This is a genomic window from Endozoicomonas sp. ALD040 (assembly GCF_049275945.1).
Classification (GTDB): Bacteria; Pseudomonadota; Gammaproteobacteria; order Pseudomonadales; family Endozoicomonadaceae; genus Endozoicomonas_A.
The window spans coordinates 38,229-54,532 of the sequence record NZ_CP184829.1 but is presented as its reverse complement, the minus strand read 5'-3'; the positions used below and the strand labels follow the sequence as shown (position 1 = coordinate 54,532).

The 16,304-nt window shown below is 47.7% G+C and carries 3 protein-coding genes; all 3 read right to left on the bottom strand.

The window, feature by feature from the left end:
- Positions 1-10: 10 nt before the first annotated feature.
- The gene (locus ACOJUN_RS00100; protein WP_422134660.1) at positions 11-4,705 is read right to left on the bottom strand and encodes a hypothetical protein; all 4,695 of its coding nucleotides are present in this window, start codon (positions 4,703-4,705) and stop codon (positions 11-13) included.
- A gap of 117 nt (positions 4,706-4,822) precedes the next feature.
- Positions 4,823-11,149: a hypothetical protein gene (locus ACOJUN_RS00095; protein WP_422134659.1), complete on the bottom strand. Its 6,327-nt coding sequence runs from the start codon at positions 11,147-11,149 to the stop codon at positions 4,823-4,825.
- 191 nt (positions 11,150-11,340) lie between these two features.
- The gene (locus ACOJUN_RS00090) at positions 11,341-16,020 is read right to left on the bottom strand and encodes a hypothetical protein (protein WP_422134658.1); all 4,680 of its coding nucleotides are present in this window, start codon (positions 16,018-16,020) and stop codon (positions 11,341-11,343) included.
- Positions 16,021-16,304 lie beyond the last annotated feature (284 nt).

Here is a 16,304-nt window from a genome sequence, read left to right as displayed (position 1 = left end):
ACGCTGTGACTCACTTCTTAACCTCAAGACCAACTGGTGCTGCTTTTACGGTTGCGGAGGGTTGCCCAGGCGCTGCAGTCCCGGACCCGAAGAAAGCACCCAGAGTGCAAGAGTAAGGAATACTCTCTGCATGGGAGAACGACCATTTAGGCACATTTTCCCTGAAGTATTTCTCCCAGCTATTCTCAGACAGTTTGAGGGTGCGATCCCGGCGTTCACGGAACTGCAGATAATTTTCATGTCGTGTCCAGCCATACATCGTGTTGTTGGCTTTAACACGGTGGGCATACTCTTTATCGGTTTCACTGAAGTATTGAGGTGTGGCAATAGCCGTGCGTTTCACATATTCTTCGTCAGACTCAGCCACGCCTCGCCAGCGGTTAATCCTGTCAAGACTTCGGCCCAGATGGCCACCCAGCCATTGAGTGAGCATCTTGTTGTCGTTCATAAAGAAGTCGAAAGTGAGACTCGACGCCAGAGCGAATCCAAAGGTTTGCGCATAAGCGAATCCGGATATAAGGCCATGGGCGTATGCTCCAACAGTGGCTACCGGACCCAGCACCAGACCAGCAGTGGCGGAGGCCAGCGTTTTTATTGTTTGCGGTGTCACCCTGTGCAGAAGTGGCACCTGAACCCCTTGCCCGGAACCCATGGATTTCACTATTTCAGGCACCAGACGGGAAATGCTGCGATACCTCTGCGGATTGGCATTGTATTGTCTGGCAAACAACAAAGCGCCGGTTCTCAGCAGAATGACTGAGGACGCTGCCTTACCCAATGGCATGGCCAGCCCACCCACCTCAGAGATTTGTTCAATGCTGCTGTGGAAGGCATATTGGTCGGTTCGGTCAGGATCAACATCATAACGTTCCAACCAGTGCTGGAAAGGTGTAAGCATCCTGTGGAGGTAATCACCCCTGTTGGTCAGATCCAGAAGATAGAGGAACGCCATGTTTGACAGGGATAGCTCGGCAGCCCGCCGGGCGTTAGTGTTCACCAGCAGTGGTTTGTAGCTGGAGTAGTACCAGGTGACAGCCTGTACCAGAAAGGCGGAAGGTTTGACCCAGTAATCATTGAGCTGCTGCTCAACCGCTGCGGCATGAGCCTGCATCAATGTGTCATGAATAGCCTGGATCAGTTCTGATTCGGGCAGGCCGACAGCATTGGCATAAGGTGACAGGGTCTCCTGAGCATTGGCCAGAAATACTGCCGTTCTGCGGCCATTTTCAAAGGCAATATCATCCAGAACGTAGTTGGCGATGACAGCAGCGGCATACTCTTTCACGCCGTCAACAGACTCTTTCATGCCCGTCGGGTCAGTTGCGGTCACGATCACAGGAGTAATGGCAATCTCAATGAATTGTTCAGCCCCCTCATCGGACAGCATTTGAATAACCTTCCTGAACTCGGGCACCTTGACACCCTGTTTATAACCAGGGAAATGTTCAAACTCAGCCACTGTCTGATAACCATCAACACCTATGATGGCCTTTAGGTACTTTTCCAGTTCAACCTTGCTGATCAGACCTTCTCGCAGCACACCAACAATACCATCATCACCCTCTGGTTTTTGATGAATGGTCTCCGGCTCACTTTCAGCTTCTTCCAATATTTGTCCGGTTGTGGCTACCTCACGAACGTATTGGGGTTTGGGTCCCAGGCAAGCCATATGCCTGTCAAGCTCTTTCTCAATGATCAGGATACGCACATTAACATCTGGCTGAACCCCTTTGATAACTTTGTCGTCCAGTTGTTGGAGTTTTGCTTTAATTTGACTATTTTGGTTGTCTATACTGTCATCATCGTTATAGTCTTTAATGTTCAGTTGACGGGCCACTTCATTGTTCCGTACTCTTCTGGCTGTTTCATCTTCATAGCCTTCGTTGATTTCATCCCGAAATGTCTGAATTCTGGCTATTAAAGCATCCTTCTGGTCAGACAGGCTGGCATCCTCGTCAAAGTTCATCCTTAGATCACTGGCCAGTTTCGCTGTGAAAGCCTTGACTTTTTTTATGACAGCCACGTAATCAAGAGGGTGGATATGCAGCTTGTTCTCTACGGCTGCAATGCAACCTGCCTGTTGTTCTCTGACCTGCTTATCATGGTACGGATCTTCGACTTTATAAGTGAGGCTCGCATCAAGCTTCCTGAGTCTGAGACCTCTCTCGTCAAGCGCTTTGCTGTCTTCTTTCCAGAGTGCCTGGTCTACCTCACCCAGCAGGTATTCTCCGGCGTCAGGGTGGTTAATCATTTTAAGCACCATGGCAAGCCTTGTTGCTCTGTCCTTTCGTTCAATGGAGTCCAGGTTGAGTGCTTCTTCTACTTCTGCCAGCGGATCTGTCTGTTGTTCTCTGGCTCGCTTATCCGGGTCAGGGCCTCCGATTTTATAGTGAAGATAGGCAAGAAACTTCGCGACTTTGAGATCCTTCCCGTTCAGAACTGCGTTTTCATCTGCCCAGAGGGTGTTATCTATCTTATCCAGCCTATGATCTGTGAGATCATCGTTGTCAAACATTCTTCGAACCCTGATAAGTCTTGTTGTTTTGTCATCCCCTTCATTGACTTTGATATCGAGTATTTCTTCTATGGCTTTCAGTATCGCCAGAGCCTTTTCCTCTGCCCGTTGTCTGGCTTTTTCGATGAAATCCTGCAGCTCTTCAGAAATGCTCTGGCGACGAAGGTAGACATCATCGTTTTCATCGGGAACAGTCATCTGAAGGGCTTTTTCCACGTCACTCAGTGTCTTAAGGACTCCCGGTATAACTTCGGAGTGATCTGTTCTGACGTAATCCAGATATGTGTCCAGAAATTTAAGCTTGTTAAGCTTGGTATATACTGCTGACTCTACGGCTTCACGGTCTGATAGTGCGGTGTTGTCGTTTGGATTAATACTAAGTACCTGAGCCAGAGCATGTTTCCTGGTAACGGTGTGTAAATCCTCCACAATGAGTCGGAAGGTCATAGGATTGATTTGTTGACGCAGATCTTGTGCTTCAGCTTTCATTGTCTCCAGTTTTTGAATCAGGCGATCTTGCTGAGCGTCAATATCTGTATCACTATCAAAGTCCTCAATGTTCAAATGTGCGGCAATGGTTGCAAAACGAGCTTTGGTTGCAGCTGTTTTTTCAGCTTCTGTTCTCATGCCCGGTGTGGCATGTCTTGCCCGCAAGTTCTCCAGGTTCCTGGATAATTCAAGCAGCTGTCTGGCCATGTCGGTCATCACCCTGGAAGTAAACTCTTCGTCTTTTTCGGGATCGATCTGCGCTTGTTTGATATCGCCGGTAGCGGGTATCACTTTCCGAATATGCTGAAGAAAGTGCCGGTTCATCAGGAGATTTTTAACTACGGGTTTGAAGCCAAAGTGTTTTTCGAGTTGCTCATACATCCGGTTTAGCGTGATGACTGATGAAACGGCTGTGATGTCTTCCAGTGTTAACTCAAATGGACGACGACGTGTTCGATATGGTTTATCTGGAGCAGCCAGCGCCAATACCTGCTGGAGGGATTCGTAATTTGCAAGGGAACGCACCGCCAGTTTATCTTCGTTAGAAAGTATCATCGGTTGATCTTTGTTAACGCCGATATCGTGTCGGGCAACAATCTCCTCCAGCAGTGCCATCTGCCTGCTTCGGATGACGAACTCGTAGCTTTTGATCTTAATTCTGAGAAGCTCTGTTATGACTATGCGATTATTAACCTCAGCTTCTACCCAGAGTTTGATGAGTTTTTCTACAAAAGCGACGTCATCCGGACGCTGCATCTGACCATGGAAAATAATATCCTCCCTCGGAGCTTCTGTTATTTCCAACTTTGGATAACCCTTAGGCACAGGATAAACCTGTGTGTCATCCTCGACGTGTACAACATAGCCGACGGGTTTGTTGTGTAGCAAAAGTTCGTTAAGCGCCTGCTGTTGTAAGTCCTCTTTCATGAGATGAACCTGTATGTAGGCAGAGGCAGCCGCCGCCAGGAGGGCTTCATCATTGACAAAGAGTGATTGACCCAGGCGTCGCAGTTCTGGGGGCTGATCGCCCGAAGCGATAAGACGCATGAAGGTACGCTCATTCACTGCAACTTTTTCAACTTCAATGGTGGCAAGGGCAACGAAGTGATCACTTGAGCCGAGGTTTCCTGCTCTTGCAACGGCAGCTTTCAAAACATCAGACAGTTGCGCGGGGCTGGCGATTTTCGTTAACGGTTCTAATGATGTAGAAAATAATTTACCACGAGCAACCGCAACTGAATCCTGATCGGTCATTCCGCCTCTGACTTCAATGACCAGTTCCTTTTCTTCAAGGTTGTGGATGAACCTGAAGATTCCTTCATCACCTACCTTAAGAACTTTGGTATATTTCTGAGCAATGCCGCCCTCGTCTGTTTCAAACTGATCAACACTGGAAACGCCGTCACCAATACCATAAAGAATTGCTGAAAAGCTTATAGTGGGAGAGATACGAGGGTGACATTTTGAAGGTGGAGGCTCATAAGGGTAGCTGGTGGTAACAGATTTGGGTATTGGCTGCCGGTCATCACCTAAAGTTGGCTGAACCATGACCTCACTTCGAGGAAACTGAAAATCTCCAGTGTTCAGAATATAGGCGTATGTCTGAAGTTTGCGAACGGCCAGTGCCTCTGTACTCATGATTGAAAAGCTGGTTGCCAGGGCCACTGCAAAGCTTAATGTATTGGGGCAGGTATTTTTCATCCTACTACCTCGAAGCTGATTACTTTGATTCCTGTGAAAAGTGAACAACCCGCTCCCACGCAAGGACCCACAGGGCCTGAAAGCACGGGAACCAGAGTTTTCTAGTGGTTTCTAATATCAAAGTTCGTCGCGGGTATTTTTATTTTTATCAAGATCGAATGTCTTGACCTCAAGACCAACCGGTGCTGCTTTTACGGTTGTGGACTCAAATAAGGCACCCAGAGTGTAGGAGTAAGGAATACTATCTGCATGGGAGAACGACCATTTAGGCACATTTTCCCTGAAGTATTTCTCCCAGCTATTCTCAAACAGCTTGAGGGTACGATCCCGGCGTTCACGGAATTGCAGATAATTTTCATGTCGCGTCCAGCCGTACATCATGTTGTTGACTTTAACGCGGTAGGCGAACTCTTCATCGGTTTCACTGAAGTATTGAGGCGTGGCAATAGCCGTGCGTTTCACATATTCATCGTCAGACTCACCCGCGCCTCGCCAGCGGTTAAATTTGTCAAGACTTCGGCCCAGGGGACCACCCAGCCATTGAGTGAGCATCTTGTTGTCGTTCATAAAGAAGTCGAAAGTGAGACTCGACGCCAAAGCGAATCCAAAAGTTTGCGCATAAGTGAATCCGGATATAAGGCCATGAGCGTATGCTCCAACAGTGGCTACCGGACCCAGTACCAGAGCGGCTGTGGTCGAGGCCAGTGTTTTTACTTTTTGTGGTGTCACCCTGTTCAGAAGTGGTACCTGAACTCCTTGCCCGGAACCCATGGATTTCACTATTTCAGGCACCAGACGGGAAATGCTGCGATACCTCTGCAGATTGGCATTGTATTGTCTGGCAAACAACATGGAGCCGGTTCTCAGCAGAATGACTGAAGAAGCGGCCTTGCCCAATGGCATAGCCAGACCGCCCACTTCAGAGACTTGTTCAATGCCGCTGTGGTAGGCATATTGGCCGGTTCGGTCAGGATCAACACCATAACGTTCCAACCAGTGCTGGAAGGGTGTGAGCATTCTGTGCAGGTAATCACCCCGGTTGGTCAGATCCAGCAGATAGAGGAACGCCACGTTTGAGAGGGATAGCTCGGCAGCCCGCCGGGCGTTAGTGTTCACCAGCAGTGGTTTGTAGCTGGAGTAGTACCAGGTGACAGCCTGTACCAGAAAGGCAGAAGGTTTGACCCAGTAATCATTGAGCTGCTGCTCAACCGCTGCGGCATGAGCTTGCATCAATGTGTCATGAATAGCCTGGATCAGTTCTGACTCAGACAGGCTGACAGCGTTGGCATAAGGTGTCAGGGTCTCCTGAACATTGGCCAGAAATGCTGCCATTTTGCGGCCATTTTCAAAGGCAATATCATCCAGAACGTAGTTGGCGATGACAGCAGCGGCGTACTCTTTCATGCTGTTAACAGACTCTTTCATGGCTGTCGGGCCAGTTGCGGTCATGGTCACAGGAGTAATGGCAATCCCCATGAATTGCTCAGCACCCTCATCGGACAGCATCTGGATAACCTTCCTGAACTCGGGCACCTTGACACCCTGTTTATAACCAAGGAAATGTTCAAACTCATCCACTGTCTGATAACCATCAACACCTCTGATGGCCTTTAGGTAGTTTTCAAGTTCAACCTTGTTGATCAGACCTTCACGCAGCAGGGCTATTATCTTGTTACCACTGGCAGAATGGCTGGCGAAGTATTCCGAGAAGCCTTCCAGATCCCCCGTTTCATGCTCGACATAGTGAATGCCTGCCGAGCCTATGCCGTCAATTTCGTCGTTGTATTGTTGTGCCCCTTTATTCATCTCATTCCTGGCCCTGTGTACCAGAGTCTGGACTTCTTCCAGAGGCTGGTGAGAAGATTCCGGGAAGGTCGTCTTCAGGTGCTTGAAGACTTCCACCATTCGACTGGTCTGTTTAAACGTCAGTTTATCTCCGACCAGTGCCTGCAAGTGAATGGGCGCATATTCATCGTCAAAATTGAAAGTCGTAAGACAGGGCATTATCTTACCGCTTTGTGCTGCTGATTCTGCCAGACCCATTGCGGCTTGCAGAGCCTGTCGTTTAAGAGGGTGTTGTTGCATGCATTTGTGGATAGCTTCCAGAACATCGGCCTGTCTCGGCGTGTACTGGAAGGGGCCGTCATCATTTTCGACGGCTTTTTCGGCAGCCTTCAGGGCATCCTTCATTCCCTCAAAGTCTGCTTTTCTGGTTTCAATTTCTGCTTCCAGAAAGGCGTGTTTCTGAATCAGTTGCCGGATCTCGCCGCCAGCGCCATCATCACCGCCCAGTTGTAACTGCTTGTTTCTCAAGGCCTTAACCCATCGTTCACTGGTATCAGCGGACTCCGGCTTAACAGCCACGGTTTTTTCAATGATATCAGGAACTGCTTCATCCGGGATATGTTTCAGGAAAGCAAAGGTTCCGGCAGATGCAAGGTGTTTGATACGAATAGCATTCAGTTCCTGATTAGCCGCTTCCAACTCACTTTCAGCTTCTTGCATTGTTTGTCTGGCTCTGGTCACCTTGAGATCAAGAACATATCGGGGTTCAGGTCCCAGGCGGGCCATTTGCCTGTCAAGCTTATCCTCAATGGCGGCAATACGCTCTTGAACGTTAGGCTCACCGGCACTGAAAGCTTCATCATCCAGCTGTCGGAGTTTTGCATCAATCTGACGGACCTGATCGTCGATAGTGGCATCATCTTTATAGGCTTTAATGTTGAGTTGATGAGCGATTTCATTGTTCCAGGCTCTTCTGGCCGCTTCGTCTTCATAGTCTTGGTACACTTCATCCAATAATGTACTGATTCTGGCTCTCAGGGCATCCCTCCGATCAGGCAGGTTGGCATCGTTTGCAAACTCTACCTGCAGGTCTCTGGCCAGTCTGGCAGTGAAAACCATGCTTCTTGCTTCAGCTGCATTGTTTTCATGAGGGTAGATCTTTAGCCTGTTCTCTATAGCTGCAAGATAATTTGTCTGTATTTCACTGGCTTGCTCATCCACCTCTTCGACTTTATAGGTAAGACGCCTGCGAAGTATATCGAGCCATTCTGGCCCCCCTTTTTTTGGATAAGAAAGGGTAATATCTGTATCAAGGCTCTCGGGTTTGAGATCCTTCATATTTACAAGACTGCTGTCTTCTTGCCAGACAATACTATGTATCTTATTCTGCATGAACTCTGAAAGATCGCCATCAAGCCTTGTTCGAACTCTGGCAAGCCTTGCTGCATTGTCATCACCTTCATTGCTTTTGATCTCGAATACTTGTTCCAGGGCTTCCAGTATTTCCAAGGCCTCTTCCTCCGCCCGCTCTCTGGCTTCTGTGATGAATTCCTGCATGTTTTCAGAAATGTCCTCGCGACGAAGATACACACTATCGTTTTCATCAACGTCGCTCATCTCAAGGGCTTCTTCTACGGCTCTGAGTGTCTCGAGTACTTCAGGTTTGGCTTTGTGGCGGCCCCAGGTTCTGGACTCTTTCACTTCTTCTTTCAGCTCTGCAAGCCTGAAGAGCTTGAGATTGACCGTTGATTCCAGGGTTCTGCGATCTTCTGGTGTATTGTCTTCACTCAGATCAATATCAAGAGCGGCTGCCAGAGCACATTTTCTGGCCCAGGTGTAAGAATTCTCTATATCCTGTTGATCACTCAATGTTTCAACTCTCTGAAACAGCATTTCTTTTTGAGCATCCATTGTCTTGATTTTTTCAAGCAGGCGTTCTTGCTGAACGTCAATATCTGCATTGCGATCAAAATCCTCAATGTTTAAATGTGCGGCAATGGTTGCAAAGCGTGCTTTGGTTGCAGCTATTTTTTCAGCTTTTCTTTTGATGCTCAGTTGCAAAAGATGTTCTTGCCCAACCTGTTCTATCCGTTGCTTGAGGTGTTGTTGAAGGGCATATCGCCGGTAGTCCAGGTGATAATCGTTATCCGGAAGGCCGAGCTGATCTTCAAAGTTAGCCAGTCTCGTGCAGATTAAGTCGTCGATGAGTTCTGTCTTTTGTTGCAGTTCCTGTTGCAGCTGCTGCTGAATGGACTCAATGCGGGCAGCCAGATCGTTTTCATTGTTGGGAGTAATATCGTACTTGCTTTCAATGGATGCCAGTATTTCTTTTAAACCCTCTTGCGGAAGCTGTCCCGATTTGCTGAATTTATGAATTTCTTTTCTGATGATTGTGGCTTGTTCTGCCATTGTTGGCTCGGTCTCAACCCAGTTGTCAATACCGAGCTTATCTGCCAGTTGCTCGTTGTAATTTTCTATGGTTTCTATTACGGGATCACGAAGTTCCTCTCTCAGCACTGGAATTCGATCGACTTTCTGCTTGAGTTCCTGTAGCCAGTTTTTTTGTTTTTCCAGCTTTTGCAGATGCCGAAGATGCTGCTTACGGTGCTGACCTTCAATGTTTGCCAGCCTGTTCCAGGCAGCCTTATCGGTGAGTTTTTCCTGTTGTTGCAGGTGCTGTTGAATGGATTGAAAGCGGGAATCGAGATCGTTTTTATTATCTGGAACAATACCGAGCTGGCCTTCAATAGCGGCCAGATTTGTTCTTACAGTGTCTTCTTCAAGCTGTCCCGTTGCGGCAACTGCACTGAAGATTTTATGAATTCTCTCTCTGATGCGTGAGGCTTGCTCCTCTGATGTCTGGGTATCATCCCATTTGCCAATACCAAGCTCTTCGGCCAGTTCAGCGTTGCGAATTTTTGTGGCTTTTTCTATGGCATCAGTAACTAGTTGTACCAGCGACGGAAATCGTTTGGCTTCCTGCTGCTGTTTCTGTATCGGGTTTTGCTGTTCTTCCAGCGCTTTACGAGTTTTAGCAAGCCCATGCTCAGTCTGTTGCTTGAGTTCAGGTGCTCTGAGCTTTTCCCTTTCACTGTCCCTGTCTTTCTCTGCTGTGAACTCTATGTGTTTTATAGGCCTGATGTAATCGCCATCTTTTTTCTGCAGAGCATCTATTTTGTCGTAGGTGTCAATCATCATCTGCCGGGACATGGCTTTCAGTACTCTGGAAGCAAACTCATCATCTCCGGGAGCGTCGGCCTGAACTTTGTGGATATCTCTGATAACGGGTATCAATTCCTCCATATTCTGAATAAAGCGCTGGTCAGTCAGAAGACTTTTCGTTGCGCCACAGAAACCGAAGTATTTTACCAGTTGATAATGCATCCAGATTGGCGTGAGGACTGACGAAGTGACTTTGAGATGTTCTAATGTGAGTTCAAATTTATCTGCTATATGAGGCGTAGCGCTGACCAGAGCTTGCTGGAGAGCTTCATAGTATGCAAGCGAAGTCAGTTTATCCTTGCTAAATCCGGCATTGCTCCGGGCAGCTAATTCCTCCAGCAGTGCCCACTGCTTGCTTCGAATAACATGCAGGTAGCTTTTGACCTTATATTTTTGAACCTCTGTTGTTGCGTGAGTGGGGCCATCAGGCTCAGTTTCTGTCAGGAGGCTATAGAGGTTTTCTACAAACGCGATATCGGCTGGATTCAGTTTCTGACTATAGAAAACAATAGTATCTTCCTGAGTATGACCAGGTACCAGCTTTGGATAACCCGAAGGGGCAGGATAAACCTTTGTGCAATCTTCTTCGTGCACAACATATCCGACGGGTTTGCTCAGTGCCAACAGTCTATCAAGAGCCTCTTGTTGTAACTCTTCTTTCAGAACATGAACCTGGATATAGGCCGAGGTAGCTGCGGCCAGAAGCGTTTCATCATTGACAAAGAGCGATTGACCCAGTCGCTTCAGTTCAGGGGGCTGATCGCCCGAAGCGATAAGACGCATAAATGTTCGTCCATTCACTTCAACGGGTTCTACTTTTATGGTGGCAAGGGCAACATAATGGTCGCTTGTGCCGAGGTTTCCTGCTCTGTCATCGGCACCTTCCAGCACTGCATACAATTGTTCGGGTCTGGCTATTTTCGTTAAGGGTTCTAATGACTGTATGACAGTTAATTGATCACGAACAGCGTCAATGGTGTCCTGGTCGGTCATTCCGCCTCTGACTTCAATGGTCAGTTTCGTTTCTTCAAGGCTGTGGGTGAACCTGAAGACTTCCTCATCACCCACCTTCAGGACTTTGGTGTATTTCTGAGCAATGTCATTCTCGCCTGTTTCAAACAGATCAACACTGGAGACGCCAGCACTAACGGCAGAAAGAATGTCTGTAAAACCATCAGAGGGAACCGTATAGCCGTCTCTGGCTTGAGTCTGATCAGGGTAAGTAGTGGTAAAGGATTTGGGTATTGGTTGCTGGTCACCCGATAAAGTTGGCTGAACCCTGACCAGACTCTGGGTAAACGACACGAATTCACTGTTCGAAATATCAAGAGATTTTGTCTGCAGCTTGCGCTCGGCTTGCGCCTGTGTACTGATGATGGTAGAGCTGATGGCAATGGTTACTGCAAGGCTTAATGCATTGGGGCCGGCATTTGTCATTCTACTACCTCAGAGTTGGTGCTTTGGTTATCGTGAAAAGCGATTGCCACACCCGGCGAGGAAACAACTTACAAAGGCTCACGGCTGTTCCGGTAAGCTGTTGAGAGAATTTAGTTCACAGTGGCAAATCCGCTAGCTATTGGCCGAATTTAATTCTCGTGACAAAGTTCACTGCCAATAAAATTGAATGTTTACAACTCGTTCCCTCGCTCTGCGTGGGAATGCATACCTCCCCCAACCGGTGCTCCTTTCAAGGTTGCGGAGGGTTGCTCGGGCGCTGCAGCCCCTGACTCAAAGAAGGCGCCCAGGGTGTAGGAATAAGGAATACTTTCTGCATTGGAGAATGACCATTTGGGCACATTTTCCCTGAAGTATTTCTCCCAGCTATTCTCTGACAGTTTCATGGTGCGATCCCGTCGTTCACGGAATTGCAGGTAGTTTTCGTGCCGAGTCCAGCCGTACGCAGTGTCGCCTGTCTTAACACGGTTTGCGTACTCTTCATCGGTTTCACCATAGCGTTGAGGTGTAGCAATGGTGGTACGTTTCACATATTCATCCTGGCTTTCACCGACGCCCCGCCAGCGATTAATCCTGTCAAGGCTACGACCCAGAGGTCCACCCAGCCATTGAGTGAGCATCTTGTTGTCGTTCATAAAGAAGTCGAAAGTGAGACCCGACGCCAAAGCGAAGCCGAAGGTTTGAGTATAGGTGAACCCGGATATAAGGCTTTGGACGTATGTTCCGATGGTGGCTATCGGACCCAGCACCAGACCGGCTGTGGCCGAGGCCAGCGTTTTTACTTTTTCTGGTGTCATACTGTTCAGCAACGGCATCTGAACCCCTTGTCCGGAACCCATGGATTTCACTATTTCCGGCACCAGACGAGAAAGGCTGCGATAGCTTTGAGGGTTAGCATTGTATTGTCGGGCAAACAGCGCAGAGCCGGTTCTTAACAGAATGACTGAAGAAGCGGCTTTGCCCAGTGGCATGGCAAGTCCGCCCACTTCAGAGATTTGTTCAATGCCGCTGTGGTAGGCATATTGGCCGGTTCGGTCAAGATCAACGCCGTAGCTTTCCAGCCAGTGCTGGAAAGGTGTGAGCATTCTGTGCAGGTAAACACCTCTGTTGGTCAGATCCAGCAGATAGAGAAATGACATGTTTACCAGGGACAGTTTGGCAGCCTGCCAGTGGGTATAAGCAACCAGAAGCGGTTTGTAGCTGGAGTAGTACCAGGTGACAGTCTGTACCAGGAAGGCTGAAGGTTTGACCCAGTAATGCAACAACTGTCGTACAATCGCTGCGGCATGAACTTGCATCAATGTGTCATGAATAATATTGATCAGGTCTGTTTCAGACATCCCGACAGCATTGGCATAGGGTTTCAGGGTATCCTGAATATTGGTCAGGAAGGCTGCCGTCCTTTGGCCATTGTCAAAGGCGATGTCATCAAGAACGTAGTTGGCGATGACAGCCGTTGCATACTCTTTCATGCCGTCAAGAGACTCTTTTATACCCGCTGGGCCATTCACCGTCACGGTCACAGGAGTAAAGGCACTCTTTATGAACTCCTCAACACCCTCGTCAGACAGCATCTGGACAACGCTCTTGAAGTGAGGCAGCTTGACGCCGTGTCTGTAGCCAAGGAAGTGTTCAAATTCAGCCACTGTCTGATAACCATCGACACCCCGGGCGGCTTTTATGTAGTTCTCAAGTTCAATCTTGCTGATCAGACCTTCTCCGATCATTGCCTGCAGGCGGATCGGTGCAAATTTATCGTCAAAATCCAACGTCGTAAGGTCGGGTATTTCCTTACCGCTCTTTACTGCCAGCTCTGCCAGCTCTGCCAGACCCATTGCGGCCTCAAGGGCTTGTTTCTTCAGAGGGTGCTGCTGTACGATGTGGCTCATAATGTACTGAATGTGCTTCTGTCTTGGCGAGAGCTGGAAGGGACCGCTATCATTCTTGACGGCTTTCTTTGCAGCCCTCGCTTCTTCTACGGCACTGAGTGTCTCAGGTACTTCAGGTTTGGCTTTTTGCTGGCCCCGGATGTAAGAATTCTCTATATCCTGTTGATCATTTAATGCCTCAACTCTCTGAAACAGGATTTTTTGTTGAGCCTCCATGGTCTGGATTTTTTCAAGCAGGCGTTCCTGCTGAACGTCAATATCTTCATCGCTATCAAAATCCTGAATGTTTAAATGTGTGGCAATGGTTGCAAAGCGTGCTTTGGTTGCAGCTATTTTTTCAGCTTCTGTTCTGATGTCCAGTTGCCGATGATATTCTTGCCCGACCTCGGCTATCTGCTGCTTCAGGTGCTGTTGAAGAGTGTATTGACGGTATTCCAGGTCATTTACGTTATCCGGAAACAGGCCGAATTGACCTTCAATGTCAGCCAGGTCGTAGTGGATTCTATTGTCGATCAGATCTGTCTCTGCTTGCAGTTGATATCGCAGTTCCTGCTGAATAGTCTCAAAGCGGCCAGCCAGATCATTTTCATTTTTTGGAGTAATACCATGCTCGCTTTCAATGGACGCCAGTATTTTTTTTACAGCCTCTTTCTGAGGCTGTTCCGATTTGCTGATTTTACGAATTTTTCTGCTGACGAGTCTGGCCTGCTCTTCAGGTAACTCGAACACATCCAATTCAATACCAAGCTCATCTGCCAGTTGAAAGTTGTAATCTTCCATGGTTATTAATAGGGGGTCACGGACTTTTTCTCTCAGCGTTGGCATATGATCAACTTTCTGCTTAAATTCCTGCAACCGGTTTTTTTGTTTTTCCAGCTTTTGTATATGCTGAAGATGTTGCTGACCTTCAAAGTTAGTCAGTCTGTTCCAGACTTCTTTATGAGTTAATTTTTCTTGTTGTTGCAGGTGTTGTTGCAGGTGCTGTTGAATGGATTGAAAGCGGGCATCCAGATCGTTTTCATTATCTGGAACAATACCGAGTTGGCCTTCAATAGCGGCCAGATTTGTTCTTACGGTGTCTTTTTCAGGCTGTCCTGTTGCGGCAGCTGCTGTGAAGATTTTATTAATTCTCTCTCTGATGCGTGAGGCTTGCTCTTTTGCTGGCTGGGTATCATCCCAGTTATCAATACCAAGCTCTTCAGCCAACTCAGTGTTGTAAATTTTTGCGACTTTTTCTCTGGCATCACGAACTTGTTGTTGCAGCGCTGGAATTCGTTCGACCTCCTGCTGCATTTTTAGTGACTGGTTTTGCAGTTCTTCCAGCACTTTATGAGTCTGTGCATGCTCATCTTCAGCTTGTTGCTTGAGTTTAAGTGCTCTGAGTTTTTCCCTTTCAAAGCCAGTGTCTATCTCAGCTATGCACTTTAAATGGTTTAGAATATGAGTGAATTCGCCCTCTTTTTCCCGCAGCTCATCTATGTTTTTATAGGTCACACTCAGAAGCCTGGACATGTCTTCCATGACTTTGGAAGCAAACTTCTCGTCGTCACCAGTATCGGCCTGTGCTTTGTCGATATCGCTGAAAATGGGTATCACTTTCTCCATATTCTTAATAAATCGCTGGTCAGTCAGAAGATTTTTAAATGTGCGTTTGAAGCCGAAGTATTTTACCAATTGATAATGCATCCAGGTTGACGTGACGACCGACGAAGTCACTTTGAAGTGTCCTGATGTGAATTCAAATTCATAGGCGCTTTTTGGTGTAGCACTGCTTAACGCTTGCTGGAGAGATTCATAGTATGCAAGCGAAATCAGTTTATCTTTGCTGAATTCAGCATCGTGCTGTGCAGCTAACTCCTCCAGCAGTGTCATCTGCCTGCTTCGAATAATATGCCGGTAGCTTTTGACATTATATTTTTTAACCTTCGTTGATACTGTCTCAGCAGGGTCTTTAGTCCCAGCTTCTTTCAGGAGTTTGTAGAGGTTTTCTACAAAAGCGACATCGGCTGGATTCTGCGTCAGACCATGAAAAACAATAATGTCTTCCCGCGCTTGCACTGCTTCCAGCTTTGGATAACCCGCAGGCAGAGGATAAAGCTCTGGGTTGTCCTCGACGTGTACAACATATCCGACGGGTTTGCTGTGTGCCATCAGATTATTAAGAGACTCCTGTTGTAATTCCTCTTTCAGAACATGAACCTGGATATAGGCAGAAGTGGCTGCAACAAGGAGAGCTTCATCATTGACAAAGAGTGATTGACCCAGACGCTTCAGTTCAGGTGGCTGATCACCCCCTGAGATAAGAATCATGAATGTACGCCCATTCACTTCAACTTGTTCTACTTTGATGGTGGCAAGGGCAACATAGTGATCGCTTGTGCCCAGGTTTTCTGCTCTGTCATTGGCAGCTTCCAGCACTATATAAAGATGTTCGGGTCTGGCTAATTTCGTTGACGGTTCTAATGATGAGATGCAAGCCAATTGATCACTTACAGTGTCAACGATATCCTGATCGGTCATTCCGCCCCTGACTTCAATGACCAGTTCCTTTTCTTCAAGGCTATGGGTGAACTTGAAGACTGCTTCATCACCCACTTTCAGTACTTTGGTGTATTTTTGAGCAACGTTATTCTCGCCTGTTTCAAACAGATCAACAATGGAGACAAGAGTGCTGACGCCGGAAAAAACGTCTGTAAAGTCATCTGAAGGAACCCTGAAACCCTCTCTGACTGGAGTCTGGTCAGGGTAGATGGTGGTAAAAGATTTGGGTATTGGCTGCTGGTCATTCCCTAAAGTTGGCTGAACCTTGACCAGGCTCTGGGTAAACACCCTATATCCATTGTTCGAAATATCGACAGATTTTGTCTGCAGACTGCGCCCGGCCTGTGCGTCTGTAACAATGATGGAAGAGCTGATGGCAACGGCCGCTGCAAGTCGTAATGCATTGGGGCAAGTATTGATCATACTACTACCTCAGAGCTGTCAGTCGCTGATGGCTGTTTCGATAAGCCGTTGAGAGAATCTGCTGCAGAGTCCGCTTTTCTGGGGAGTTATGCCTTCCCACGCAAGACCCACAGGGCCTAAAAGCGTGGGAACGCGTTGCTAGCAGCCTGTCGGACTTAAGACTGTCCTACTGCGGTTGCGATAAATTGGTCTAAAAATTCCTGCTCCCTCGTCAAATAGCTCGCTATTCTCCTCGGAATCAGAAATTTTTATCCTCAATTTCTCGCAATCCTCGCTACGGACGC